The sequence below is a fragment of the Nonomuraea sp. NPDC047897 genome, assembly GCF_043204415.1.
In the GTDB taxonomy this organism is placed as follows: Bacteria; Actinomycetota; Actinomycetes; order Streptosporangiales; family Streptosporangiaceae; genus Nonomuraea.
This window is the reverse complement of sequence record NZ_JBIDCC010000003.1, coordinates 370,920-396,751: the sequence shown is the minus strand read 5'-3', so window position 1 is coordinate 396,751 and position 25,832 is coordinate 370,920. Positions and strand designations below refer to the sequence as shown.

The 25,832-nt window shown below is 72.4% G+C and carries 19 protein-coding genes; 11 read left to right on the top strand and 8 right to left on the bottom strand.

From position 1 onward, the window contains the following. The first annotated feature begins 54 nt into the window (after window positions 1-54). The 5 genes from trpB to ACGF0J_RS08785 all read left to right on the top strand — a co-directional run bounded on the left by trpB (window position 55) and on the right by ACGF0J_RS08785 (window position 5,803). Window positions 55-1,260, top strand: coding sequence for a tryptophan synthase subunit beta (trpB, locus tag ACGF0J_RS08805; RefSeq protein ID WP_393143480.1), 1,206 nt, complete (start codon window positions 55-57; stop codon window positions 1,258-1,260). Continuing rightward, window positions 1,257-2,072 carry a tryptophan synthase subunit alpha gene (gene trpA, locus ACGF0J_RS08800; RefSeq protein WP_393143478.1) on the top strand — a complete coding sequence of 272 codons (816 nt, stop codon included), beginning with the start codon at window positions 1,257-1,259 and terminating at the stop codon, window positions 2,070-2,072. Before trpB ends, trpA begins: the two co-directional genes overlap by 4 nt. Further along, the gene (locus tag ACGF0J_RS08795; protein ID WP_393143476.1) at window positions 2,069-2,824 is read left to right on the top strand and encodes a GntR family transcriptional regulator; all 756 of its coding nucleotides are present in this window, start codon (window positions 2,069-2,071) and stop codon (window positions 2,822-2,824) included. The genes trpA and ACGF0J_RS08795 overlap by 4 nt, the downstream gene beginning before the upstream one ends. A 106-nt stretch (window positions 2,825-2,930) precedes the next feature. After that, the gene (locus ACGF0J_RS08790) at window positions 2,931-5,045 is read left to right on the top strand and encodes a hypothetical protein (protein ID WP_393143474.1); all 2,115 of its coding nucleotides are present in this window, start codon (window positions 2,931-2,933) and stop codon (window positions 5,043-5,045) included. Between the two features lie 197 nt (window positions 5,046-5,242). After that, window positions 5,243-5,803 (top strand): histidine phosphatase family protein, encoded by a 561-nt coding sequence (locus tag ACGF0J_RS08785; protein ID WP_393143472.1) that lies wholly within the window; start codon window positions 5,243-5,245, stop codon window positions 5,801-5,803. Between the two features lie 26 nt (window positions 5,804-5,829). Here ACGF0J_RS08785 and ACGF0J_RS08780 read toward each other — a convergent pair whose 3' ends face one another. From ACGF0J_RS08780 to ACGF0J_RS08760, 5 genes are all read right to left on the bottom strand, one after another. Continuing rightward, window positions 5,830-6,645 (bottom strand): hypothetical protein, encoded by an 816-nt coding sequence (locus tag ACGF0J_RS08780; RefSeq protein ID WP_393143470.1) that lies wholly within the window; start codon window positions 6,643-6,645, stop codon window positions 5,830-5,832. Beyond that, entirely contained in the window at window positions 6,642-10,868 is a 4,227-nt protein-coding gene (locus ACGF0J_RS08775) for an NEW3 domain-containing protein (protein ID WP_393143468.1), read from the bottom strand. Before ACGF0J_RS08775 ends, ACGF0J_RS08780 begins: the two co-directional genes overlap by 4 nt. A 98-nt stretch (window positions 10,869-10,966) precedes the next feature. Beyond that, window positions 10,967-13,510, bottom strand: a complete 2,544-nt coding sequence (locus ACGF0J_RS08770; protein ID WP_393143466.1) for a discoidin domain-containing protein — start codon at window positions 13,508-13,510, stop codon at window positions 10,967-10,969. A gap of 12 nt (window positions 13,511-13,522) precedes the next feature. Continuing rightward, window positions 13,523-14,743: a glycosyl hydrolase gene (locus ACGF0J_RS08765; protein ID WP_393143464.1), complete on the bottom strand. Its 1,221-nt coding sequence runs from the start codon at window positions 14,741-14,743 to the stop codon at window positions 13,523-13,525. A 46-nt stretch (window positions 14,744-14,789) separates the two neighbouring features. Further along, entirely contained in the window at window positions 14,790-15,821 is a 1,032-nt protein-coding gene (locus ACGF0J_RS08760) for a LacI family DNA-binding transcriptional regulator (RefSeq protein ID WP_393143462.1), read from the bottom strand. A 98-nt stretch (window positions 15,822-15,919) separates the two neighbouring features. Here ACGF0J_RS08760 and ACGF0J_RS08755 point away from each other — a divergent pair, with 98 nt between their 5' ends. From ACGF0J_RS08755 to ACGF0J_RS08735, 5 genes are all read left to right on the top strand, one after another. After that, window positions 15,920-17,200 carry an ABC transporter substrate-binding protein gene (locus ACGF0J_RS08755; RefSeq protein WP_393143460.1) on the top strand — a complete coding sequence of 427 codons (1,281 nt, stop codon included), beginning with the start codon at window positions 15,920-15,922 and terminating at the stop codon, window positions 17,198-17,200. Beyond that, entirely contained in the window at window positions 17,197-18,096 is a 900-nt protein-coding gene (locus ACGF0J_RS08750; RefSeq protein WP_393143458.1) for a carbohydrate ABC transporter permease, read from the top strand. The genes ACGF0J_RS08755 and ACGF0J_RS08750 overlap by 4 nt, the downstream gene beginning before the upstream one ends. Before the next feature lies 1 nt (window position 18,097). Then, window positions 18,098-19,039 carry a carbohydrate ABC transporter permease gene (locus ACGF0J_RS08745; protein ID WP_393143456.1) on the top strand — a complete coding sequence of 314 codons (942 nt, stop codon included), beginning with the start codon at window positions 18,098-18,100 and terminating at the stop codon, window positions 19,037-19,039. Window positions 19,040-19,071: 32 nt separating this feature from the next. Further along, window positions 19,072-22,092, top strand: coding sequence for an alpha-mannosidase (locus ACGF0J_RS08740; RefSeq protein ID WP_393143454.1), 3,021 nt, complete (start codon window positions 19,072-19,074; stop codon window positions 22,090-22,092). A 153-nt stretch (window positions 22,093-22,245) separates the two neighbouring features. Then, on the top strand, window positions 22,246-23,310 hold the full coding sequence (locus ACGF0J_RS08735) for a glycerophosphodiester phosphodiesterase family protein (protein WP_393143452.1): 1,065 nt from the start codon (window positions 22,246-22,248) through the stop codon (window positions 23,308-23,310). Window positions 23,311-23,368: 58 nt separating this feature from the next. On the opposite strand, the gene ACGF0J_RS08730 is transcribed toward ACGF0J_RS08735, so the two are convergent. The 3 genes from ACGF0J_RS08730 to ACGF0J_RS08720 all read right to left on the bottom strand — a co-directional run bounded on the left by ACGF0J_RS08730 (window position 23,369) and on the right by ACGF0J_RS08720 (window position 25,049). Then, window positions 23,369-23,626, bottom strand: coding sequence for a hypothetical protein (locus ACGF0J_RS08730; RefSeq protein WP_393143450.1), 258 nt, complete (start codon window positions 23,624-23,626; stop codon window positions 23,369-23,371). A 67-nt stretch (window positions 23,627-23,693) separates the two neighbouring features. Further along, entirely contained in the window at window positions 23,694-24,326 is a 633-nt protein-coding gene (locus ACGF0J_RS08725) for a tyrosine-type recombinase/integrase (RefSeq protein WP_393143448.1), read from the bottom strand. A 228-nt stretch (window positions 24,327-24,554) separates the two neighbouring features. Then, the gene (locus ACGF0J_RS08720; RefSeq protein ID WP_393143446.1) at window positions 24,555-25,049 is read right to left on the bottom strand and encodes a MarR family winged helix-turn-helix transcriptional regulator; all 495 of its coding nucleotides are present in this window, start codon (window positions 25,047-25,049) and stop codon (window positions 24,555-24,557) included. 79 nt (window positions 25,050-25,128) lie between these two features. Between ACGF0J_RS08720 and wrbA the strand changes: the two genes are divergently transcribed. Beyond that, the gene (wrbA, locus tag ACGF0J_RS08715) at window positions 25,129-25,809 is read left to right on the top strand and encodes an NAD(P)H:quinone oxidoreductase (protein ID WP_393143444.1); all 681 of its coding nucleotides are present in this window, start codon (window positions 25,129-25,131) and stop codon (window positions 25,807-25,809) included. Window positions 25,810-25,832: the final 23 nt, after the last annotated feature.

Genomic DNA, 25,832 nt, shown 5'->3' with positions numbered 1-25,832 from the left:
ACACTCCACTGTTATAGAACTCATGACAGAGTTATAGAACGATTGGAGCATGGCATGCGTGACGTGCCGCTGTGGCGTGAGCCAGTCCCGCCGGACGGGACGATGGGAGAGCCCCGAGCGCGGGGCAGATTCGGCGCGTACGGCGGGCAGTACGCGCCGGAGTCCCTGGTGGAGGCGTGCCGCGAGGTGGACGAGGCGTTCCGCGAGGCCTGGGCGGATCCGGGGTTTCGCGACGCCCTGGCGCGGCTGCTCGCCGAGCACGCCGGGCGGCCGACCCCGCTCACACCGGCCCGCCGGCTGTCGCAGGCGCTGGGCGTCCGGCTGTACCTCAAGCGCGAGGACCTCACCCACACCGGATCCCACAAGATCAACAACGTGCTGGGCCAGGCCCTGCTGGCCACCCGGATGGGACGGCGCAGGCTGATCGCCGAGACGGGAGCGGGCCAGCACGGCGTGGCCACCGCGACCGCCGCCGCGCTGCTCGGGCTGGAGGCCACGGTGTTCATGGGCGAACGCGACATCGAACGGCAGGCGCTGAACGTCTTCCGGATGCGCATGCTGGGCGCCGAGGTGGTCCCGGTGACCACCGGCAGCCGTACCCTCAAGGACGCGACCAGCGAGGCCATGCGGCACTGGGTGGGCGCGACCGGCGACTCCCACTACTGCATCGGCTCGGTCGTCGGGCCGGACCCGTACCCATGGATGGTCAGGGAGTTCCAGCGGGTCATCGGTGACGAGGCCCGCCGGCAGTGCGCCGCCGAGCTGCGGACCGGCGTCCCGGACCACGTGGTCGCCTGCGTCGGCGGCGGCTCCAACGCGGCCGGCACGTTCGCTGGGTTCGCCGACACCCCGGCGCGCCTGGTCGGCGTCGAGGCGGAGGGCGGCGCCGGGGCGGCCCGCGGCCGGCTCGGCGTCCTGCACGGCTGCCGCTCGCTGTTCCTGCAGGACGACGACGGGCAGATCACCCAGGCGCACTCCATCGCCGCCGGGCTCGACTACCCGGGAGTCGGCCCGGAGCACGCCCACCTGCGCGACCTGGGCCGGGCCCGCTACGTCACGGTGACCGACGACGAGGCGGTCGGCGCGGCGGTACGGCTGGCGCGCACCGAAGGCATCGTCCCGGCGCTCGAATCGGCGCACGCCCTCGCCTGGGTGATCCGCGCGGCGGACGGCGGCGACCTGCCCGCGGGTTCGACGGTGCTGATGACGTTGTCCGGCCGGGGCGACAAGGACGTCTCGACCCTGAAGGAGCTGCTGTGACGAACCCCACCCTGGCCGCCGGCGCGGTCGAACGCCGCCTGCGGGCCCGCCGGGACACCGGCCGCGGCCTGCTCATGCCGTACGTCACCGGGGGAATCACGCCCGGGTGGACGGACTACCTGGGGGCGTTCGCCGCCGCCGGGGCCGACGTGATCGAGGTCGGCCTGCCCTTCTCCGACCCCACGCTGGACGGCGTCACCATCCAGCAGGCCGGCGGCACGGCCCTGGCCCGAGGGGCGAACACCCGCCGGATTCTCGCCGACCTGTCCCGCACACCGGACCTGGGCGTGCCACTGGTCGTCAGCACCTACTACAACCTGGTGCTGCACGACGGCCCCGAGGCGTTCTGCGCCGCGCTGCGGCGCGCCGGCGTCGACGGCCTGATCGTGCCCGACCTGCCGGTGCACGAGGCGGACGAGCTGACGGACGTGGCCGCCGCCGCCGGGATCGAGCTGGCCCTGCTGGCGTCGCCGGCGACGTCGGGGCCGCGGCTGGCGGAGATCGCGCGGCGCAGCCGCGGATTCGTCTACGCGGTGTCGGTGATGGGGACCACCGGTGAGCGGGCCGCCCTCGGCGGTTCGGCGGCCGAGCTCACCGAACGGATCAGGCGCGTCAGTGACCGGCCGGTCTTGCTAGGATTTGGCATTTCCACCCCGGACCAGGCACGCGAAGCCTGCCGGCACGCCGACGGCGTGGTGGTCGGCGCCGCGGTCATGCGGCGGGTGCTCGACGGGGCCGGGCCGGACGACGTGCGGGCCTTCCTCGCGACCCTGCGGCAAGCCCTCGACCAGGAGTGTGACCGACCACGATGACCCTCGACGCCGGGCACGAGGCGAGATACCGCGCCATCGCCGCCGACCTCGCCGCGAAGATCCGGTCGGGGCACTACGCCCCCGGTGCGGCCCTGCCGCCGCAACGGGAGCTGAGCGCCTCCTACGGGGTGACGCTCATGACGCTGCGTCAGGCGTTGCGGCAGCTCAGCGACGAGAAGCTGATCGTGCAGCAGCCCGGCAGAGGCACGTTCGTCGCCCCGCCCCACCTGGCGTACCAGCTCGACTCGCTCCGCAGCCTGGTCGACGACCTGCTCCGACAGGGCCACGACGTGCGCACCGCGGTGGCCGGGCGGGCGGTGCGCCGGGCGCCCGCCCGGATCGCCGCGGAACTGCTGCTGCGGCCGGGCGACACCGCCCTGCGGCTGGAACGGGTCCGCGAGTTCGCCGGACGTCCCGCCGTGCACCAGGTGTCCTGGGTCCGCCGGCCGGTGGCCGACCGGCTCCGCGACCGCGATTTCACCGCCGTCTCCCTCTACACGGCCCTCGCCGACGCGGGGGTGACGGTAGCCCGGGCGTCCGAGGTGATCCGGCCGGGTCTGCTCGACCCCGCCGCCGCCCGCCACCTCCACGAGCCGCAGGGCAGCCCGGTGCTGGTCAGCACCCGGATCACCTACACGCTCGACGCCACGCCCGTGGTGTCCGACCACGCCACCATCCTCGGCAGCATGATGGAGATCCGCACCGAACGCGCCGCCACCGGCCTGTCTCTCACCTGGGGCGCCACGAGCTGAGGACCTGTGCGCGGTCTGTCTCACCCCCGCGACAGGCGGGTCCCTGCGGCGCTCCTGGCAACAAGAGGGGCGACATGTCAGGAAATTGCGGCTATAGGGTGCCGTCGTGGACAATCTTGAAAGCCTCGTCATCGCCCGGCGGCTGCGTGTCCCCATTGGCGACGCCCCCGCCGGTGCGCACCCGGGTTGGGGCGAGGCAGCCGCCCGCCAGCTCGACGCCGCGCTGCTGAGCGTCGGTTTCAAGTGCTCGGCCGCCCTGCTCGACCGCCTGGCGAAGCTGCGGGGCGAGACCGTGGTCGATCTCGGCGTGCGGATCCTGGCCGCCGTCCGCCACCTGGTCGGCGATCACGTGCAGCACAACGCGTACTTCATCGACTTCCCCCGCAACGTGCCCGACACGATGGAGTTCTGGGTCGGCCTGCTGCAGGAGGCGCTGCTCGACCCGGTCGCCGCCACGAGCATCCGACCGGCGACGCTCAACCTGCTCGCCCTGCCCGGATACGGCCGGTACCAGCACACCTACGCCGACCTGCTGGCCGCGCACGCCGAGCTGATCCCGCTGGCCGGCGACCGGGTGACCGTGCTGGACCTGGGCGGCAGCCTGGAGTCGGAGGCACGCGAGCTCTACCTCTCCCTGGCGGGCTCGGAGACGCCGCCGGCGGCCGAGGACCTGCGGGCGCTGCGCACGCTGGCCGCCTGCTGCGCCGACGAGCCACCACGCATCCCGATGCGGGAGATCCGCGCGGTCATCAACGAAGTGCGCCTGGCCGCAGGCCGGCCGCTGCTCGCGGACACGGTGACCGACGTGCTCCGGCTCGCCTGCGGCGCCTCCGGCGGTGACGTCACGCTGACCACCTCCACCAGGTTCCGCTCGTTCCGGCGTCCTGAGCGCCGCGCCCTGCTGCAGGCCCTGGACCGGGTCGCATCGCCGGCCCGGCTCGGCGAGGTGCCGCGTCACCGGGAGCAGTGGAAGCGGCTCGGTGAGCGGCTGCACCCCCACGAGTATCCGCAGTTCCCGCGGGCCGCGCACGTCTTCGAGGTCGCGCGAGGAGAACGCCCGGCGCGCAGCTTCGACAGCCGGGTCGAGGCGGCCCTGTCGGCCGGCCGCACCAGCGACGCGGTGGAACTCCTGGAGAGGGCGCCCGGCGCGCTGCTGCGCCGGCTCGATCACCTGCTGCGGGCCGGCACCGACCCCAGCGGCGTGCTCGACGCGGCCGAGAGGGCGGCGACGGTCGCGTCCGGCCGAGTCCTGCTGTCCTTGCGGGAACACCTGCAGAACCGGCTGGCCCCCGCCGCCGGACGCGTTTTCGTCAACCGCCGCGGCCGGGCCTGGACGGCCGACGACGCCCGCTCGCGACTGGAGGACGACGTCGTGGCCCGGGCGGTGGCCATCCTGGACGAGGAGATCACTCGGCGGCTGCCCGACCCCGGTGAGCTGATCATCGACCCCGAGGTGCTCGACGTCGCCCTGCCGCTGTCCGGCAAGGCCGTCGCGCCCGGCCTCGGCATGCTGCCGCGCGGCTCGCTGTCGCGGGTGGACGGGGAGTCGCTGCGCTTCTTCGTCCACTGGCGCCAGGCGGCGCGGCGCACCGACTACGACCTGTCGGCCCTGATGCTGGACGCCTCCTACGGCGACCCCGAGCACATCTCGTGGACGAACCACAGCAACGACTTCGCCCAGTACTCCGGCGACCTCGTCGACGCCGCCGACGGCGCCAGCGAGTTCATCAACATCAGCCTCGCCCGGACGACCCGGCCGATCATCATCCCCCAGGTCCACATCTACGCCGGCGAGGCGTTCGACGAAGCGGCGGAGGCGTTCTTCGGGTACATGATCAGGGAGGACGGGCAGGAAGGCATGCCCTTCGAGCCGCGCACCGTGCGGATGAAGTCCGACCTGCGCGGCGCGGGCCGGGTCGCCCTGCCGCTCGTCTTCCTGCGCGGCGACGACGGCGACTGGCGGGTGAAGTGGCTGCACCTCCACCTGAAGGGCCACCCCGAGTTCAACCAGGTGGAAGGCAGTCGCCTCCGGGCCTCCCTCCTGGTGCGCTCGATCGTCGAACGCGACCACCTGCGGATCCGGTACCTGGCCGACCTGCTGCGGGGCAAAGGCTCGGCGAACGACCACACCACCTACATCGGCTGGCAGGCGCCGGCCGATCTGCCCAAGGGGGCGCGGGTGTACACGCCGGCGACGCTGCATGAGCTGATCCCCGCCTGATACAGTGAAGATCGCGAGGCCATGGGAGGGCTTCCTTCTCCTCTTCTTTGAAAAAGAATCTCTAGTCCTCCCGCTTTCCTCGCACTCCGTTCGTGAGGCCGTCCGGCGGCCTCCTTCTCCTGGTTCATCCCACGGGGAGGCCCCGGTGCGGACCCGCCGGCGATCGCTGCCCACCCCGCTGCCACGGAGGACGGCTCATGCGTTGGCTGGACGTGCGCCGACACAGCCTGACCAAGAAGGGCACGACGCGCGGCCGGGGATCTCATCTCTCGGCTGACGGCGTCGCCCTGGCCCGTCTCGTCGGTTCAGGAATCGGCCCCTACGAGCGCGTCGTCACCAGTTCGTCCCCACGCGCGGTCGAGACCGCCGTAGCCATGGGCTTCGCCGTCGACGACACCGTGGAGATGCCGTCCGGCTACGTGGCCGACGAGATCCCTCGGCATGCGCAGTGGGACTGGACCGAGCCGTACCAGCAGATCGCGGACATCATCCGGAAGGGCCGTGCCGCGGCGGCCGTGGCCGAGACCCACCTTGCGATCTGGGCCGACACGGTGGCTGGTGTCGCCGAGGGCGGGTCGGCGCTGTTGATCGGCCACGGAGGGGCGATCGAACTGGCGTTGGTGGCGTCTTTGCCGGACGCCGCGCACCAGACGTGGGGAACGCCGTTGGCGCACTGCGATGGCGCCCGCCTCGGCTTCACCGACGCTCACTTCGTCAGCGTGGTGTTCTCCCGAGCCTCGCAGACCTTTCCCGGCTGAACTCGAAGACGCCTCCCCGGCCGCTCTCAGTGGCGGTGGTGGTTGTCGGGTTGCGCGGGGTCGCCGGGGTGCTCCAGTCCTGGCACCAGCCGCAGCCGGTGGGCGCGGGCATGGTCGAGCCACCGCACGAACGCCAGCCGGCGCGCCGATTCCAGCAGACCGGCCGAGGGGCGGAGCGGGTCCGGCTGCGGGTCCGGCTCCGGCTCGTGGCGGGCGACGAGGGTGGCGGTCCAGGGGCCGGCCGTCACGGTCTGGCCCGCCACGGCGGAGCGCAGCGCCTGCGCCAGGTCCGCGGGCAGCGACTCCGGCTCGGCGTCGAACTCGCCGTCCGGCGTGCGCAGCCGCCAGACCGGCCCGGCCGGCGGCCGCGCCGTGGACCGCCGGTAGGCGGCCGCCTGCGCCGGCGCGACGGTGACGTCGGCGGTGACTGCCTGGTACACGGCGCGGACGGCCGCGCTGCCCTCGTACGCCGCCGCGGCGATGGAGCCCAGCTCGACGGCGGCCCGCTGGTCGAGCCGGACCGGCGGGGCGGCGCCGGGGTCGAGCCCGCGCGTGGCGGCCTCGGCGGCGCACAGTTCCTCGGTCAGCACGACCTGGGCCACCCAGCGCGTGAGCTGCCGGTCCTCGGCGGTGCCCGGAGCGGGGAGCGCCGAGGACCGCGGCCCGGCCCGCAGGGCGCCGAGCCGCCGGTCCAGCTCGGCGCGCGGGAGAGGGATGCCGTCGAGCCAGCCGAGCACCGGACCCACGCCGGGCGCGACGGGGTCCCCGGTGACGGGCGCATATCCCGCGACCGCGTGCCCGTGCCCGGCGACCGGGTGCCCGTGCCCGTGACCGCCCGTCACGGGGCCGGCACCAGCTCGACGGTCGGGGCGTACTGGCAGCGGCCGTACCACATGACCTTGACCAGAGCCCAGGAGGAGCCGGGGTCGGCGTCGCGCGGCGCGGTCACCTCGAACTCGGCGGTGGCGGTCGCCCCCGCCGCGACGGCGAACCCGCGGACCGGGTCGGCGACGAGGTCCCAGGTGCCCCAGGGCGAGACGAGCTGCAGCTCGCCGCGGATCTCGCCGCGGGTGCGGTTGGCCAGCGTGAGCCCCAGCACGGCCCGGCCGCCGGGGGCGACGCGCACCGACGGCGCGGTCACGTCCACCGACAGGCCGGTGTCGCGGCCGGGATTGTCCTTGCTGCCCTGCGCGGCCACCCAGTCCTCCGGGACGTCGCCGGGCACGGGCAGCACGCCGGGCAGGTCGCCGACCGCGATCGTGACCACGTCCTCCACGGTCTGGCCGGCATGCTCGATCCGGGCGGCGGCGAAGTACATCCCCGGCTCCACGCCCTGCGGCGGGATGACCGTCACCGGGAACCGCAGGTGCCCGCCCGCCGCCAGCCGGTACGGCCGCCGCGTCAGGCTCGCCGTCCAGCCCTCGGGCGCGAGGATCTCCACGGCCCCCTCCACGTCGGCGTCGAGCAACTGCGAGGACAGCACCACCGACATCTCGGCCGGCTCCCCCTCGGTCCGCACGAGCCCGGGTGAGACCGCGACGCTGACCGGCAGGTATCCCATCGGGGCCGGACCCCGGTTGTGCAGCCAGTACCGCGCGTACACCGGCTGCGCCGCCTCGGCCACCGGCCCCAGCGCCGCCCCGCCGTACGGCGGCACGCCCGCATCGGCGACGGCGTGGGACGGCAGGCCGGGTGCGGCGATCACCGTGGCGACCTCGGCTCCGGTCAGCGCGATGGCGCCGGGGACGGGCGCGCCCCGGCGTTCGAGCAGGTCGGCACGGTGGATCTCGGTGCAGGCGAGCGCGCCGGAGACGGTGGCGTCGCGGCCGTGGCCGGTGGACTCCATCAGCCGGACGGTCACGCCGGACGCCGGGTCGACGGCGGCGGACGAGCCGCGCGCGGCCGGGTTGCCGGCCGGCTTGACAGTGCCGACCAGAACTTCGCGGGCGGGCTCGACCCGCAGGTACGACCGGGCCGGCGGCAGCGGGCCCGGGTGCGGCTCGGCGACCACGGCGTACAGCGGGTGGTTGAACTCCTGCCCCTGGGCGGGCAGCGTCAGCGTGCGCCAGTCGCCCTCGCCGGAGACCAGCGCGTAGCGGAACTCGTGCGTCCCGTGCATGAGCTGGAAGCCCGCGCCGTCGGGCAGCGTACGGCGGGGCGGGTCGATCCACACGCCGGACGGCCAGCCGGTGCACGAGCGCATCAGCGACAGGTGCAGCGTCCCGGCCGGGTCGACGGCGAAGCCGGGGAGGCCGTAGCTGAGCAGCGCGACGGTGTGGTCGGTGAGCAGCTCGGACTCCGGCACCTGCCCCGGGCAGGCGGCGCTCACGCGGGCGTCGGCGAGGTCGGCGGTCAGCGCCGCGGGGTCGGTGGTGACCAGGGCGGGCAGGGCGCGCAGGTCGCGCAGGTCGGCGTTGGGCCGCCAGACCTCGCGCAGCGGCCGCGCGGCCGGCACCCAGACGCGCCCGTCCCGTTCGAGGGCCTCGGCGTAGCCGGTCCCGGCGCTCTCCAGCAGCTCGCGCACCGCGTCGTTCTCCTCCGGCCCGCCGATCATGATCCGGAAGTCGGGGAGGTTGGAGTCCACGTCGAGCCAGCCGTACCGGGACCAGTCGGCGCTCGCCGTGGTCGCGGTGACCCCGGCCCGGACCAGCGCGACCAGCAGGTCGCGGACGTCCGCGGCGTCGTCCAGCGCGGGCACGACCACCTCGGCGACGCCGAGCGCCCGGTCGCCCAGGGCGCGGCCGCCGGGCCCGGTGAGGGTGACGCGGGCGGTGGAGCCCAGGCCGAACCAGGTGTTGGCGGGGTTGTCGAGGGTCCACGGCGCCTCGGCGGCGTCCACGTCGGGCAGGGCGAACCCGCGCCCGATCACGGCTCCGGCCACCTCGCTCACCGGGAGCGCGCCGGGCAGGTCGGCGGGGAAGCTCAACCGCAGCAGCCGGTCGGCCCCGCCGTAGTCGACGACGCGGGTGGCGAGGTCCACCCGGTCCACGCCGTCCCAAAGTGTGACGGTCTGCTCGTAGTCGATGCCGTCCACCGTCCCGGCGATCACCAGGCGCTCGCCGAGCGGGCAGGTCTCGCGGCGCACCCGGGCCGCGCCCCGCGCCGAGCCGACGACCGGGCCCTTGGGCACCAGGTGCCAGGGGCCCTCGCCGAAGTCGGGGTGGGCCGGATACTCCTCGTAGACGCGCAGCTCGTTGCCGACCTCGCCGGCCCGGACCAGCTCGCGCCCCGCCTTCTTGTCGAACACCTCCGACAGGCCGCCGCCCCGCTCGGGGTCGGCGGTGACGCGGTAGCGGGAGTTCTCGATCGTGGTGCCGTCGGCCGGGATCCACGCGGGCCCGGCGGCGGGTGCGCCGGGCAGCAGCCGCCAGGTGCGCCAGCCGGTCGCGGGCACGTCCTCGGCCAGGAACCGCAGGGTCCCCCGGTCCACGACGCACGGAACCTGCGCGCCGGCGTCGTCGAGCACCCGTCCGCCGTCGATCCCGGCGGGCAGCCGTACGGCCACGGGCGCCGACCGGTCGAAGGACAGGGTGTTGGCGACGACGACGGCGACGCCCTGCCCGGTGGTGTCCACGCGGGCGACGAGCGAGCCGAGCGAGGCGTCCCGTACGGCGGCCGCCAGGTCGCAGGCCTCGCGCCAGCCGGACAGCAGGTCCAGGTAGACCTGGTCGGATTCGCTCCCGGTGATCGCGTCGTGGTGCGCGCCGTACGCGAGCTGCCGCCAGACCTTGTCCAGGGCGGCCTCGGGGTAGGTCCCGAGCCCTTCGAGCGCGGCGAGGGTGGCGAGTTTCTCCGCGTCCACGGCGGCCACCTCGCCCGCCCGCTGCGCCTGCTTGGTGTCGATGTAGGAGACGTCCTTGCCCGTGTAGATCGGGTTCATGTCCCGGGTCTGCGGGCTCGGCCGCCGCCCGGTGGCCGCCAGCTCGGCCCGGACCGCGTCGAGGAAGTCGCGCGGGGTGGCACAGACGAACCGCGGCCAGACGTAGCGGGCGTTCCAGGAGCGGTGGATCTCGGTGACCCACTTGTTCGGCGGGGTGTAGTCGGTGCCCACGGGCAGCAGCAGGTTCCTCGTCGCTCCGACCGGCTTGAGCTTGCGGTACAGCTCGTACACGGCCTTCTCGGCGCTGGCCAGGTCGGCTGAGGAGTCCATCCACCAGCCCGCCGAGTAGTGGTGCGGCATGAAGTGCGTCAGCACCCCGAGCCCCGACGGGGAGATCCACTCGAACTCGCTCGGGAACTGCATGACCGTGGCGTCGTCCTTGGCCTCACGGAAGTTCTTCTGGATCGGCCCCCACTGGTGGAACGGCCCGCGCGCCCACGCGCTGCCGGTCAGCCCGGCCGCCGCGAGGTATCCGGGGAACTGCGGGTCGTGCCCGAACGCGTCGAGCTGCCACGCCGTCGCCGGCTCCCCGCCCAGGATGTCGCGCTGGTAGCCGATGCCGTACACGATGTTGCGGATCGTGGTCTCGGCCCCGGTCAGGTTCGTGTTTGGCTCGTTGTACGTCCCGCCGACCAGTTCGACCTGCCCGCGCTCCATCAGCAGCCGCAGGTCGGCCCGGCGCTCGGGATGCACGTCGAAGTACGGCTTGAGGTAGTCGATCTCGGCGAGCACGAACTTGTAGACCGGGTCGCGCAGCGCGAGGTCCAGGTGCGCGTCCACCAGGGCGAAGCCGTTCCGCTCCCACAGCGGACGGGTGGTGGCGTCCCCGGACAGCAGTTCCCAGGGCGAGGTGTAGGCCGCCTGCGTGTTCCACCACACCGGGTCGTAGTGGAAGTGCGAGACCATGAACATCGTCCAGCCGGGTTCGGCCACGACGACCACGCCGTCGGCGCGCGCGTCCCCCGCCGTCACCACGATCGGCAGCTCGGTCCCCGGGACGGGGTCGGCGATCCGCAGCGGGACCTCGACCTCGCCGGAGCCCTCGGCCGCGCCCGCCACGCCGGGGCCGGTGACGGCGACCCGCGCGGGTGGCCCGTCGAGCGTCACGCGCAGCACCTGGCGCGGGGCGTCCTCGCTGCCCGCGAACAGGTCCGTGGACTCCACGGAGACGATGGCGACTGACACGGGATTCCTCTCTTCGGGCCGGTGACCCGCGTGATCGGCGGCCGGTCGCCGCGCCGGATGGCGGCGGAGCGACCGGCCTGGTGGGGCGCGTCACCGCGCTAGCTGCCCCATGCCTCGAACTCGTAGATCCGGGCGGCGGAGTCGGTGTTCTGGGTCGGTCTGGTGATGGACAGTCTGACGTGGCGGGCGGTGAGGGTGACCGGGTGGGTGGTGGCGGCCGCCGTGTTGCCGGTGACGGTCACCGCGGTCGTCCACTCCTGCGAGGCGTCGGAGCGCACCTGGATGGTGAAGTCCCGGGAGTTGAACGCAGCGGGCTCCCCGCCGGCCTGCGCGTGCCGGACCACGAACCGGGTGAGCGGCCGGGCCTCGCCGAGGTCGACCTCCAGCCACCTGTCCGCGGTGAGCGTGCACCACTTGTCGGAGTTGCCGCCGGTGACGGTGCCGTTCACGGCCTTGGCCGGGCCCTCGTCCGCGGCGCACTGCCCGGAGGCGGTCGCCGGACGGCCGAGCGCGTGGTTCTCCTCCCCCGGTCCGCCCGGCCAGGCGACCGTCGCGGTGGCGGCGGCCGACCGGCCGTACTCGGTGGAAACGGCTTCGACCTCGATCGTCGTGCTGGTCTCCGCGCCGGCCCGGTCGAGCCGCGGCACGAAGTAGGCGTCGTTCGGCGTCGCGCCCAGGTAGGTGCGGGAGCCGTCGGCGTTGCGGCGGTAGACGTCGTAGTGGTGAACCTGCCCGGAGCCGGCGGCGGTCCAGGCCAGCCGGAGCGACTTGCGGGAGGAGGACACGTCGGTCGCTCCGAGCACCTGCAGGCGGGAGGGCGCAGCGGGCGTGTCCACGGCTCCGTCGTACACGGCGAGCTGGCCGACCCGGATGTCGTAGGAGGCGGCGGAGCCCTCGGCACGCAGGCCGAGCTGGGCGATGGTCTTGCCGGCGTGCGCCGACAGGTCGAGCGTCCTGCGCTCCCACCCGGTGCCGCTCGTGGACCCCAGGTCGAACGTGGTGAAGGTGCCCGGCGCGTCGGTGAACGCGACGGCCGCCTTCAGGCGGGTCGGGCCCGCGGCGGGCGTCTTGACCACGACGGACAGCTTGGTGCCGGCCGTGACCGGCAGCTTCGCCTGGTAGAGCCGCACGGTGTTGGCCGCGTCGAGCTTCCCGGTGAGCCGCAGCGAGGAGCCGCCCTCGTAGGCGTCGCCGTAGTCGATGGACGGGGTGAGCCTGGTGCCGGTGGAGTTCACCACCCACTGATAGGTGGGGGGCACGTCCTGCACCGACAGGTTGTTCCAGCCGCCGGTGCGCACGCGGGTCCCGCCGACGTTGTAGAAGTCGCCGTGCCCGGTGTTGAACCCGGTGACGAACGGCTTGGCGGTGACGGCCGTGGACTCGGCGATGTGGTGCGCCAGTCCCTTCCAGGGCGAGGAGGTCGCGGTGTCGGACGGGTCGGCGTTCGCGCCCACCCAGTAGCGGGAGTCGCGGGTGCGGAAGTCGGCCGGGCCCGAGGAGGACTTCCACGTCCACTCGGGCCGGTAGATGCCCAGTGAGGTGACGTGCGGCTGGCCGGCGGGGAACACCGCGTCCCAGTTCACCCCGGTGTTGTAGCCGTTGGCCTCGGTGTCGATGCCCGCGTACAGCTCGTGCTCGTCCCGGCCGAGGGAGCGGGCCAGGTCACGCGACGACCGCAGGTTGCCCGCGCTCCAGCCGAAGTCCAGGAACATCGAGTCGGACACGCGGGCGGGGTCGCTGAGGAAGGCGTCGTTCGCCGTGGTGAGAGCGTCCTGCCAGGTCACCGAGCCGCTCTCGGTCATCGCGTCGTACCACATGAACTCGACCGGGCCCTTGGCGCGGGCGTACTTCATCAGCGAGCGGATCTCGGTCGCCAGGGCGGCGTCGCCGCCGGCGGTCTCCTGGTTGATGAACCAGCCGTCGAAGCCGTAGTGCTGGGCCACCTGCACCAGTTTGTCGGCGACCGGGTAGGTCGAGCCGGACTTCTGCGCGAAGTCGCGGACCCACTGGATCTGCCCGCCGTACGCCGTGGGCGGGAAGAACACCGTGCCGTAGACCTTGACCCCGTTGCGGTGCGCGGCGTCGATCACGGTCGCGTTGGGGGCGAGGATGAGGCCCTCGCTCGCCGAGCCGCCCCAGAAGACCAGGGTGTCGATGTACTGCCAGTAGGTGAAGGCGTAGTAGTTGGGGTCGAGGGAGCCCTGCGACGGGTTGCCCGAGGTCGGCCCGAACGACACCAGCGAGGCGATCTTGCCCTCGCCGGCGCGCGCGTTCGGGTTGGCCTTGAGCGCGGGGTCGGTGGCGCGGGGCCGCAGCGGCACCCGCGACCGGTTGAACCGCGCGTCCGGGTCCGTCGCCGGGTTCCAGTCCAGGATCGTGTTCGGGTGCCAGTAGGAGGCGTGGGGCTGGTCGCCCGCCGCCCGCGTCGCCGCGCGGCCCGACCGGTCCGGCTGCGCCGGGGTGGACGGAGCGGCCGAGGTGGACGGTTCAGCGGACGGGCCGGCGGACCGATTGGCGGGTGCGGAGCTGGGTGGTGTGGAGGGCGGGGCCGTGGGGTCGGCGAGGGCCGGCTGGATGGGCTGGGCGGCGAGGGCCGTCGCGATCAGGGCCCCGCACAGGGCGGGTAAGACGCGGCGTCTCATGTGGGCTCCCTCTCATGGGTGGGTGAGAACGGTGTCGATTCCCCGAGTCGCGAGGTGGCCCGGGTCGCCGGCGCGGTCGCCGGCGACGATGGCCACGGGTCCGGTCTCACGCAGCCGGACCCATGCGGTGTGGAAGGCGCTGCCGGGCGCGACCTCCGCCCGGCGGCCGGGCTCGGTCCGCAGGTCCACGTCGCACCGCAGGGCGGGGCGCCGTTTCTCGGTGCGGCGGCGGCGCTCCCCGATGATCGCCGCGAGTTCCTTGGCCGCGGGCTTGGGACGGTGGTCCACGGTGAACAGGCCCAGGTCGTACTCCCGCTCGGGGAAGTCGGCCAGGGAGCGTTCCAGGTCGTGGGAGCACCACCAGGTGACCCCCCACAGGGCGGGGTTGGCGGTCACCCTGTCGAGCGTGCGGCGGACGAACTCGGCGGCGTGGGCCTCGGGCACGTCGGGCAGGGGCACGCCGATCTCCTGCAGCCAGACGGGCCGGGCCGGGTCGAGCGAGGTGGCCGCGGCCAGTTCGACGAGGTAGTCGGCGTGGCCGACGGTGGCCGGGCCGAGCGGGCCGTCGATGGCGGAGACGCCGTTGAACACCCAGGAGTGGACCGTGGTCAGGTCGCCGAGGTCCACGTTGTCGGTGGGGTGGAACGGGTGCTCCGGGTCGTACCAGGTGGCGTCGTACAGCGAGTGGAGGGCGAGCAGGCCGGGCGCGGCGGCGCGCACGACGTCGACCAGCTCGGCGGCCCAGGCCGTGGACGCCTCGGGCGTGGTGGGGTTGCTCGGGTAGAGGTTGTTGACCTCGTTGCCGAGCGTGACGGCGAACACGTTGTCGCGGGTGGCGACGGCGCGGGCGACCCGGTCGGCGTACGCGGCGATGCCGTCGCGGACGTCGCGGTCGGTGAACAGGCTGCGCCGGTGCCAGGTGAGCACCCACGACGGCAGGAAGTCGAAGCTGGACAGGTGCCCCTGCAGCAGGTCCACGGCGACGGACAGGCCGAACTCGGCGGCGACGTCGATCAGCGCCAGCAAGTCGTCCACGCCGCGCTGCCGGATCAGCGCCCGGTTGGGCTGGATCCACGGCCAGACCGGGAACACGCGCACGTGGTCCAGGCCGATCGAGGCCAGGTCCGCGAAGTCGTGGCGGACGGCGTCGAGCGAGAGGTCGAGCAGGCCGTGGAACCAGCCGGCCGAGGGCACGTAGTTGGCGCCGTAGCGGATGGGGTCGGACAGGGGCACGCGTCCTCCGGGGGTCGAACGAACTCCCGGCGCAGCCTAAAGCGTTTTAGTGCTCCTGCCAACCCATCGGCGGGGCGGTGCTCTCCCGGACCACCAGCCGGGGGGTGGCCGTCTTGACGTCCCGGCGCAGCCCCGGCTCGGCGATGACCTCCAGCATCACCTCGGCGAGCTGCTTGCCGAAGGCGAAGGTGTCGCGGGACAGCGCGCTGATCGCGGGGTGCGCGATCCGGGTCAGCACCGAGTCGTCGAAGGCCACGATGGACAGCTCGTCCGGAACCTTCACCCCCATCTCACCGGCCACCCCCAGCCCGGCCAGCGCCATCACGTCGCTGTCGTAGACGATGGCCGTCGGCCGGCGGCCGCGCGACAGCAGCGTCCGGGTCGCGGCCGCGCCCTCGGAGTCGCTGAAGTCGGTGGGCACCGACATCGCGTCCTCCAGGTCGAGCTGCCCGGCGCGGTCGCGCAGCGCGCGCGTGCGGCGCTGGGTGTGCCGGAACGACGGCAGGCCCGCGACGTGGGCGATCCTGCGGTGGCCGAGCGCGGCCAGGTAGTCCACCACCGACAGCATCGCCCCGCGGTCGTCGGCCCACACGCTGGACAGGCTCCCGTGCCTGCCGGGTCCGCCCAGGACCACCGTGGGCGTGCCGAGCTCCTCCAGCACCTCGATGCGCGGATCGCGGACCTTGAGGTCCACCATGACGAACCCGTCCACCCGGTGCGCCGAGGCCCACTCGCGGTAGACCTCAATCTCCGCCTCGACGTCCTCGACGATCAGCAGGTGCAGCGCCACCGACTGCACCGACAGCCCGGCCTGCAGCCCCGACAGCAACTGGGCGAAGAACGGCTCCACGCCCAGGGTGCTGGCGGGCCGGGCGATGACCAGGCCCACGGCCTCCGCGCGGGCCCCGCCCAGAGCCCGGGCGGCGCTGTGCGGCCGCCAGTTCATCTCCTTCGCGACCTGCAGGATTCGCGCGCGGGTGGCCTCGCCGACCCCCGGGCGTCCGTTGAGCGCGAAGGACACCGCGCCCTTCGAAACCCCGACCCGCTTCGCGATGTCGGTGATCGTCGGTCGGCGCACCGCAGCTCCTTCACGAGTTCGTCTCAGCTATTGACACATGAGTCTAGCCGGGGGAATAGTCCGGCAACTAGAGCGTTTTAGCACCCAAGGAGAGCGCCATGCGTAGGTACTGGACGGGACTGGCGGTGGCAGCCGCCATGGTCGTCCCGGGCTGCGGGCTCGGCGGGGCCGACCCGCAGCAAGGCCCCGCTCCGACCGCGGCGGCCACGGGCGAGGTGAAGGGCACGGTCAGCCTGCAGACCTGGGCCCTGAAGCCCAAGTTCACGACGTACATGGAGGGCGTCATCGGCGCCTTCGAGAAGAAGTACCCGGGCACGAAGGTCGAATGGCTCGACCAGCCGCCGGACGCCTACTCGGAGAAGGTCCTCAACCAGGCCGCCTCCGGCACCCTGCCGGACGTGACCAACCTGCCGCCGGACTTCGCCCGGCCCCTGGTCAAGCAGGAGATGCTGCTCGACGTCGCCCAGGCCGACCCCCAGCTCACCGAGGAGTACGTCGCCGGCGGCCTCGACGCGTACCGGTTCCGCGGGTTCTCCGGGACCTACGGCTACCCGTGGTACCTCAACACGGACGTCAACTACTGGAACTCCGAGCTGATGAGGAAGAACGGGCTGGACCCGGCCAAGCCGCCGGCGACGTTCGACGAGCTGGTCGAGCAGGCCCGGATCTTCAAGCAGAAGTCCGGCGGCAAGGTCTACCTGATGAGCCGGCGCCCCGAACTGGGCGACCTCACCCAGGCGGGCGTGCAGATCCTGTCGGACGACGGCAAGAGCTTCGTCTTCAACACCCCCGAGGCCGCCGCGGTGATCGACAAGTATCGTGCGGCCTACAAGGAGGGCCTGCTGCCGCGCGACGTGCTCACCGACACCTACGCGGGCAACGCCAAGCTGTTCAACGAGGGCACCGTGGCCTGGACGACGGCCGGCGCCAACCACATCATCGCCGTCAAGACCGACAACCCCTCGCTGGCGCCCAAGGTCGTGCCGTCGGTCGCCATGGGCACCCCGCCGCTGTACGTCCAGGGCCTGTCGATCTCGAAGCAGTCGAAGAACCCGGCCGCGGCGGTCGCGCTGGCCCGCTGGGTGACCAGCGCGGAGAACCAGGCGGCCTTCGCCCACGAGGTCAGCGTCTTCCCGAGCACCAAGGCCTCGGCCAACGACCCGTTCTTCACCCGGAGCGACGGCACCAACGGCGGTGACGCCAAGGTCATCGCGTTCAAGTCTCTCGCCACGGCGAAGGTGCTCCAGCCGTACGAGGTCACCGAGGCGATGAGCAAGTTCGTCCGGCAGCAGATCGCGCTCGCGCTCACCGGCGAGGTCTCCTCGAAGGAGGCGCTGGACGCCGCGGTCGCCAAGTGCAACGAGCTGCTCAACCAGTGACTGCTCCCGCACTCCCCGCGCAGGGCGCCCTTCGCCGCCGGTTCATCCCTTGGCTGCTGGTGGCGCCCGCCGCGCTGTGGTTGTTCGTCTTCAACGTCTGGCCCTCGCTGAACACGCTCGTGCTGGCGTTCACGAACGCCAAGCCGCTGAGCGGCGGGCACTTCACCGGCCTGGACAACTTCGGGCGCATGCTCGACGACACCCAGCTCGTGGACGCGCTGCTCAACAGCATCGTGTTCATGGTGGTCTGCCTGCCGGTGCTCACCCTGCTGCCGCTGCTGCTGGCGGTGCTGGTCGAGAAGAAGATCCCGGGCATCACGTTCTTCCGCACCGCCTTCTACACCCCCGTCGTCGCCTCGGCCGTCGTGGTCGCACTGATCTGGAGCTGGCTGCTGAGCGACCGGGGCCTGGTCAACGGGCTCGCACAGGCGATGGGCGTGCTCCAGGGGCCGCTGCCGTTCCTGACCGACCGCTGGCTGCTGGTGTTCAGCGCCATCACGCTGACGGTGTGGAAGGGGCTGGGCTACTACATGATCATCTATCTGTCCGCGCTCGGGAACGTCCGGCGCGAGCTGCACGAGGCCGCGGCCGTGGACGGGGCCGGGCCGGTGCGCCGCTTCTGGAGCGTGACGGTCCCGGGCGTCCGCAACACGATGTTGCTGGTCTCGGTGCTGGTGGCGGTCTCCGCGCTGCGCGTCTTCTCCGAGCTGTTCGTGTTGTCCAACGGCACGGGCGGGCCCGGCGGGCGGGCGATGTCGCTGGTCATGCTGATCCAGCTCTACAGCCGCGGCTTCTACGGCCACTTCGGCTACGCCTCCGCGCTGAGCCTCCTGCTCTTCGTCATCACGATCGGTCCGATGCTCCTGCTGGCGCGGCTCAACAGGAAGGCGGCCTGACATGGCGGACCTGACGACGCGCGACGCGGCCGGGCGCCCCGCCGTGTCCACTCCCCCGCCGCCGGGGCGGCACGCGGGCCGGGCACGGCGAGGCGGGCGGGGCCGGGGCGGGTTCGGCGCACCGGGGCCCGGCGAACTGGTGCTGCGGTACACGCTGCTGCTCCTCGTGCTGGCGATCACCGTCCTGCCGTTCCTGTGGCAGTTGTCCACCTCGCTCAAGGGGCCGTACGAGGACGTCTTCGCGCAGACCCCGAGCTTCGTCCCGCTCCAGCCGACGCTGGAGAACTACGCGAAGGTCGCGGCGACGATCCCCGTCTGGACGTACGCGCTCAACTCGCTGATCGTGGCGGTCATCGTCGTGGGCGGCAACGCGGTCGGCGCGACGCTGGCCGGGTTCGCGCTGGCCCGGCTGGAGTTCCGGGGGGCGAAGCTGCTCCTGGCGCTGTTCCTGTCCACCCTCGTGCTGCCGGGCGAGGTGACGATCATCTCCCAGTACCTCACCGTCCGCGGCATGGGCCTGGCCGACACCCTGTTGGGCGTGGCGCTGCCCGGCACCATCGGGATGCTGAACGTGCTGCTGATGCGCACCGCGTTCCAGGCCATCCACAAAGAGATGGACGAGGCGGCGGTCATCGACGGGGCGACGCCCTGGCAGCGGCTGGTGCACCTCGGCCTGCCGAACGTGCGCGGCATGCTCAGCGTGATAACGATCTTCGCGTTCATCGGCGCGTGGGACGACTTCCTGTGGCCGCTCATCGTGCTGAACGACCCGAAGAATTTCACCCTCACCGTAGGCCTGCAATACCTCAACGGGACGTTCAGCGCCAATCCCCGCCTCATCGCGGCAGGGACAATGATTTCCTTCCTGCCCATCGTGCTCCTCTTCGCCTCGCTGCAGCGCTTCTTCTTCCGCGGCGTCGCGGAGGGCGCGATCAAGGGCTGAAACCGGTTCTCCAGAACGAGGAGTCTCTCTCCATGCATGACGACCGCGAGCTGGTCGAGGCCCGCCTCAAGCGGGTCCTCGACGAGCGGATCCGCCCCGCGGTGCACCCCGCCTCCGTGCCGCTGGACGTGGCCGTGTGGCACGCGCCCGGCGAGCCCGTGCCGGTGGCCGAGGGCCTGGCGGCCGGCACCTCCCCGATCAGAGTCGGTGACGCCTGGGGCGCGCCGTGGGGCACGAGCTGGTTCACGGTCACCGGCACGGTGCCCGCCGACTGGGCGGGCCGGACCGTGGAGGCCGTCCTCGACCTGGGCTTCGACGAGAACATGCCGGGCTTCCAGTGCGAGGGCCTGGTCTACCGGCCCGACGGCAGCCCGGTGAAGGGGCTCAACCCGCGCAACCAGTGGGTGCGCGTCGGCGCGCCGGTCGAGGGCGGCGAGGAGGTGCGGCTGCACATCGAGGCGGCCGCCAACCCGGTGATCCTCGACTACCACCCCTTCCTGCCCACGCAGCTCGGGGACAAGGAGACGGCCGGGAGCGAGCCGCAGTACCGGCTGGCCCGCATGGACCTGGCGATCTTCGACGAGACCGTGTGGCAGCTCGTGATCGACCTGGAGGTGCTCGGCGAGCTGATGGCGGAGCTGCCCGCGGACGGCGCCCGCCGCTGGGAACTGCTGCGCGCCGTCGAGCGGGCCCTCGACGCGATCGACCTGCAGGACGTCAACGGCACCGCGGCCGCCGCCCGCGCCGAGCTGGCCGGGGTGCTGGCCGCACCTGCGGTGCCGTCGGCGCACCGGATCAGCGCGGTCGGGCACGCGCACATCGACTCGGCCTGGCTGTGGCCGCTGCGCGAGACCGTGCGCAAGGTCGCCCGCACCGCCTCCAACATGACGGCGCTGCTGGAGGAGGAGCCGGAGTTCGTCTTCGCCATGTCCCAGGCGCAGCAGTGGGCGTGGATCAAGGAGCACCGGCCGGAGGTCTGGGCCCGGGTCGTCAAGGCCGTGGCGGAGGGGCGGTTCGTCCCGACAGGCGGCATGTGGGTGGAGTCCGACACGAATATGCCCGGCTCGGAGGCGATGGCCCGGCAGTTCGTGCACGGCAAGCGGTTCTTCCTCGACGAGTTCGGCGTCGAGAACGAGGAGGTGTGGCTGCCCGACACGTTCGGCTTCGCCGCCGGGCTGCCGCAGATCATCAAGGCGGCCGGGTCGAAGTGGCTGCTCACGCAGAAGATCTCCTGGAGCCAGGTCAACACGTTCCCCCACCACACGTTCCTGTGGGAGGGCCTCGACGGCACCCGGATCTTCACCCACTTCCCGCCCGTCGACACCTACAACTGCTCGATGAAGGGCAGCGAGATCGCCCACGCCGCCCGCAACTTCCGCGACAAGGGCGTGGCGCGGCACTCGCTCGCCCCCACCGGCTGGGGCGACGGCGGCGGCGGCACCACCCGCGAGATGGTCGCCAAGGCCGCAAGGATGCGCGACCTGGAAGGCTCGGCCACCGTCACCTGGGAGACGCCCGCCCAGTTCTTCGCCAAGGCCGAGGCGGAGTACCCCGCCCCGCCCGTCTGGGTCGGCGAGCTGTACCTGGAGCTGCACCGCGCCACACTCACCAGCCAGGCCAAGACCAAGCAGGGCAACCGCCGCAGCGAGTCGCTGCTGCGCGAGGCCGAGCTGTGGGCGGCCACCGCCGCCGTGCGCACCGGGTTCGACTACCCTCACGAGCGGCTCGACCGGCTCTGGAAGACCGTGCTGCTCCACCAGTTCCACGACATCCTGCCCGGCTCGTCCATCGCCTGGGTGCACCGCGAGGCCGAGAAGACGTACGCCGCCGTGGCCGCGGAGCTCAACGAGATCATCGACGGGGCGCAGCGGGCCCTCGCGGGCAACCCCGGCTCCGGCGAACTGGTCTTCAACGCGGCGCCGCACGCCCGCGACGGCGTCCCGGCCGGCGGCGCGGCCCCGGTCGCGGCACCCGCCCCCGCCGCCGCGCTCCGCACCCGCGCCGAGGGCGGCTACATCCTGGCGGACGACCTGCTCCGGGTGGAGATCGACAGCCGCGGCCTCGTCGTCTCGGCGTACGACCTGCGGGCGGAGCGGGAGACGGTGGCGCCCGGGCAGGCCGCCAACCTGCTGCAGATCCACCCCGACTTCCCCAACATGTGGGACGCCTGGGACGTGGACCAGTTCTACCGGAACACGGTGACCGACCTGGTGGACGCCGACGAGGTCACACCCGGCGAGGCGCCGGGCTCGGTCCGAGTGGTGCGCTCGTTCAGCGCGTCGCGGGTCACGCAGGTCCTCACCGTGGCGGCCGGGCGGCTCGACATCCGCACCGAGGTCGACTGGCACGAGACCGAGAAGTTCCTCAAGCTGGCCTTCCCGCTGGACGTGCACGCCGACCGGTACGCCTCCGAGAGCCAGTACGGCCACGTCTTCCGCGCCACCCACACCAACACGAGCTGGGAGGCGGCCAAGTTCGAGGCGTGCAACCACAAGTTCCTCCACGTGGCGGAGCCGGGTTGGGGCGTCGCGCTGGTCACCGACTCCACCTACGGTCACGACGTGACCCGTACCGTGCGCGCGTCCGACTCGGGCACCACCACCACGCTGCGGGTGTCGCTGCTGCGGGCGCCGCGGTTCCCCGACCCCGAGACCGACCAGGGCGTGCACCGGTTCCGGCACGCGCTGGTGCCCGGTGCGACGATCGGCGACGCGGTCCGCGAGGGCTGGTTCGTCAACCTGCCCGAGCGGCGCGTTCCCGGCGATGCCGAGGTCGCGCCCCTGGTCACCGTGGACGACGACGCGGTCGTGGTGACCGCCGTGAAGCTGGCCGACGACGGAAGCGGGGACGTCGTCGTCCGCTTCCACGAGTCGCGGGGAGGCCGGGCCCGCGCCCGCGTCTCCCCCGGCTTCGCCGCCACCGGCGTCGTCGTGACCGATCTGCTGGAGCGCCCGCTCGCCGGCGCGACCGCGCCGGAGCCGGCGCCGGCCGACGGGGCGGTGACGGTGTCGCTGCGCCCGTTCGAGCTGGTCACGCTGCGGTTCAGCCGCTGAGCCCGCGCCTTCGGCGCACCGCCCGGGCGGGCGGTGCGCCGGGTCGTCGGGACACTGGCGATCACGCAACCTTCCTCTCCCGCTCAGCTCGTGGATGCCTGCCCGTCCCGGCGGTCGTGTGTCATGCCAATCCCACGGACTGGAAGAAGCACCATGAGCAGACTGCGCATCACCACCGCGGCCGCGATTCTCGGCGCCGCCGCCCTGACCCTGCCGACGGCCGCCGCCCACGCCGACGAGTTCCGCGACGCCTCCCGCAACACCCTGGACCTGCAGGCGCACCGCGGCGGACTGGGGCTCGTGGTCGAGAGCACGCTGCCGGCGTTCGCCAACGCGCTGGAGCTCGGGGTCAGCACGCTGGAGCTGGACGTGCAGATCACCGAGGACGGCCAGGCGGTGGTCACCCACGACCGCCGGATCAGCAACCGCAAGTGCCGCGACACCGCCCCGGCCGTCGCCGGCGACCCGGAGTTCCCCTACGTCGGCAAGTACATCAACAGACTCACCCTGCGGCAGGTCCGCACGATGGACTGCGGCACGCAGACACTGGCGGAGTTCCCCGGCCAGCGAGCCGTTCCCGGCGCGCCGATGGCGACCCTGGGCGAGGTGTTCGACCTGGTCAACCGCTACCGGGCGCGAGGGGTGCGGCTCAACGTCGAGACCAAGGTGGAGGCCGGCGCGCCGCACGAGACCGCGCCCAGGGAGCAGTTCGTCCTGGTGACGGCGGCCGAGATCCGCCGGGCCCGGCTGCTGAACCAGGTCACCGTCCAGAGCTTCGACTGGGGCGCGCTCATGCGGATGCGTGAGGTGGAGCCGCGGCTGCCGCTCGTCGCGCTCACCAACCGCGACTTCCTGCAGACCGGCCGGCCGGGCGCCTCGCCGTGGCTGGGCGGCATCGACATCGACGACTTCGGTGGCGACCCGCTCAAGGCCGTCAAGTCGTTCGGCGCGGACGCCTTCTCGCCGGTGCACGGCTTCCCGCAGAACGGGAAGGTGACCGATCCCGGCTACCAGCCGTATGTCACCAAGGCCATGGTGGACCAGGCGCACGACCTCGGCATCAAGGTGATCCCGTGGACGGTCGACGACGAGCCGACGATGAACAAGCTGATCGACGACGGCGTGGACGGCATCATCACCGACTATCCCGACCGGCTGCGGCAGGTCATGGCCGACCGCGGGCTCAAGCTGCCCAAGCAGTACGCGCCGAGGCCCTGACCCCCTTTCGGCCCGCTCAAGCCGGTGGAGCACCTGCTGACCGCCGAAGAGCGGTCGTTCAGCCGAGTTGCCGGGTGATCGTCGGGTCGGTGATCGCTGTGTCGTTGGCCAGGAGGTACGCCTTCGAAAGGATCACCCCCAGCGTCCCCCCGTCGTCCTCGAACGGCAGGAACACCGATCCGGCCGCGTGCCCGCTCGCCGGGACGATGCACAGGTACGCGTCGTTGGGCTCCATCAGGATGTTCGTCGACCCCAGATGGATCTTGTACGTCTTCAGATCGTCCCGTACAAGGGGTGCCAGTAAGAAACGTGTCATGAGCCCCAAACGGCATTGATCTTGCAGATCACCGATCCAGGACCGCCGAGGCGGTAGACATTTGAGATCAGGATGCCGTCTGATCTCGGCGTCGGCGGGCGGCGCGGATCTCGGCGTCGGCGACCTTGTCGTCCAGCAGCGCGTAGAGCTGGGTGGTTTCGGTGGAGGCGTGGCCCAGGCGGCGGCGCACGGCCTCGATGGAGACGCCGGCGTTGATGAGTTCGGTGGCGTGGGCGTGGCGCAGCTGGTGGATGTCGATCTCGATCCTGGCCTGCGTGCAGTAGGTCTGCCAGCGGTGGTGGGCGGCGTCGTAGGACAGCGGCCCGCCGCGGCCGTTGATGGAGGCGCGGAACAGCGGCCCGGCGGTGTAGCCGGCGCGGGTGAGGTAGAGCTTGAGCAGGGTGACGTAGCCTCGGTCGTCGAGAAGGACGGTTCGGACGCTGCCGCCCTTGCCGTGGATGCGGACGTGTTCGTCGTCCAGGCGCAGGTCGAGGTCTTCGACGTACAGGCCGCACACCTCCGAGGCGCGGGCGCCGCACACGTAGGCGGTCTCGAACAGCACCCGATCCCGCAGCCGGTCCAGCGGCGTCTGCTTGCGCGGTCGCCGTGAGCAGATCACCGCGAGCACCTTGGTCACGTCGGCCGCGCTGGCCGGGCGGGGCAGGCTCTTGGGCACCTTGACGGTGTCGATCCGGTCCATCGGGTTGGCCTGCTAGAGGTCGTGGCCAGGTCGGTGAGGAAGTCGTCGAGGTGCCGGGCGAGCGGGTGGGCGCGGCCGAGCTGCTCGGCGATGACCGGATCCATCGTGCCGACCTCCACCATCCGCGAAGTTGCCAGATAACCGGGAAACGAAGCCTGCGTGCCGGGCGACGGCCGCCCAGCTCGCGCTACCCCGGCGATCGCCATCTTGCCAGATAACAACGGTTATCTAGGAAGCCTTGCTGGGTGAGCGCACGGCGCTAGACCGTGCCAGCGCCGCCTGGGCGGTGGGGCGCCTGGTGTCCACGTTGTCGGTCAAGGTTTTGAGAATGCCGGGGAGTTCTGCCACCGTTTCGGCGGGCAGGCCGCCCACGGTCTCCTCCGCCAGAGCGCACCAAAGCTGCTTGACCTGGTCGGCCAGAGCTTTGCCGCTGTCGGTGAGTTCGACGATGCTGGCGCGCTTGTCGGAGGGGGCGGGTGTGCGGCGGATGTGGCCGCCAGCTTCGAGCTTGCGAGTCATGAGCGTGACGCTGGGCGGCTCGCAACCGAGCGCCTCGCTGAGCTGTGCCTGGATCATCGGGCCGGTCCGGTCGAGCTCGAGCAGGAGCGCCTCCTGACCGGTGTGCAGGCCGAGCGGGGCCAGCAGCGATGCGGCCCTGGCCCGGTGGCGCAGGCTCAACAGGCGGATGGCCTGGTTGAGGGCGTCGGCGTGCTCGAAGTCCATGGGCTCCTCCTTGACACATTGGTTATGCACATAACTATTATGCACGTAACCAATCTTACTCGACAATGAGGAGCCGGGCATGACCGTGAAGGTCGCCGTCATCTACTACAGCGCGACAGGCAGCGTGCACGCGCTCGCGCAGGCCGTCGCCGGGGGCGCCGCCTCGGCCGGGGCCGAGGTGCGGCTGCGGCGGGTCGCCGAGCTGGCTCCCGACAGCGCGATTGACCAGAACCCGCTGTGGCGGCAGCACGCCAATGCCGCCGGGTCGATCCCCGAGGCCTCGATCGATGACCTGGCGTGGGCCGATGCATTCGCGTTCGGGACGCCGACGCGGTTCGGCGCTCCTGCAGCGCAGCTCAAGCAGTTCATCGACCAGGCCGGCGGGTTGTGGCACGAAGGCGGATTGGCCGACAAGCCGGTCACGGCCTTCACCTCGGCATTCAACCGGCACGGCGGCAGCGAAGCCACACTCTTGTCGCTGGGCAACGTCTTTTACCACTGGGGGGCGCTGATCGTCCCGCCCGGATTCACCGATCCGGCCGTGTACGCCGCCGGTGGCAACCCCTATGGCACCTCGCATGTGACCGGCCCGACCGGAGACGGCCCGGACGCCGCGGTGCTGGAAGCGGCCAGATACCAGGGGCAGCGGTTGGCCCGGATCACAATCCGGCTGCTGGGAAGCGGGCGCGTCACTGATGCCGCCGCGGGCAAGGGGAACGCCCGCGAAGCCCTGGCCGCTACGGCCTCCCGGACCGCGTGAGCGGCGGGTTGGCCGGGAGTAAG

Bases quoted from the DNA above. Each gene is read 5' to 3' on its own strand.
- ACGF0J_RS08785 (WP_393143472.1), top strand. From the start codon at position 5,243: ATGCGTTGGCTGGACGTGCGCCGACACAGCCTGACCAAGAAGGGCACG.
- ACGF0J_RS08755 (WP_393143460.1), top strand. From the start codon at position 15,920: ATGCGTAGGTACTGGACGGGACTGGCGGTGGCAGCCGCCATGGTCGTC.
- ACGF0J_RS08740 (WP_393143454.1), top strand. From the start codon at position 19,072: ATGCATGACGACCGCGAGCTGGTCGAGGCCCGCCTCAAGCGGGTCCTC.
- ACGF0J_RS08795 (WP_393143476.1), top strand. From the start codon at position 2,069: ATGACCCTCGACGCCGGGCACGAGGCGAGATACCGCGCCATCGCCGCC.
- trpB (WP_393143480.1), top strand. From the start codon at position 55: ATGCGTGACGTGCCGCTGTGGCGTGAGCCAGTCCCGCCGGACGGGACG.
- wrbA (WP_393143444.1), top strand. From the start codon at position 25,129: ATGACCGTGAAGGTCGCCGTCATCTACTACAGCGCGACAGGCAGCGTG.
- ACGF0J_RS08720 (WP_393143446.1), bottom strand. From the start codon at position 25,049: ATGGACTTCGAGCACGCCGACGCCCTCAACCAGGCCATCCGCCTGTTG.
- ACGF0J_RS08745 (WP_393143456.1), top strand. From the start codon at position 18,098: ATGGCGGACCTGACGACGCGCGACGCGGCCGGGCGCCCCGCCGTGTCC.
- ACGF0J_RS08730 (WP_393143450.1), bottom strand. From the start codon at position 23,626: ATGACACGTTTCTTACTGGCACCCCTTGTACGGGACGATCTGAAGACG.
- ACGF0J_RS08735 (WP_393143452.1), top strand. From the start codon at position 22,246: ATGAGCAGACTGCGCATCACCACCGCGGCCGCGATTCTCGGCGCCGCC.
- ACGF0J_RS08725 (WP_393143448.1), bottom strand. From the start codon at position 24,326: ATGGACCGGATCGACACCGTCAAGGTGCCCAAGAGCCTGCCCCGCCCG.
- ACGF0J_RS08770 (WP_393143466.1), bottom strand. From the start codon at position 13,510: ATGAGACGCCGCGTCTTACCCGCCCTGTGCGGGGCCCTGATCGCGACG.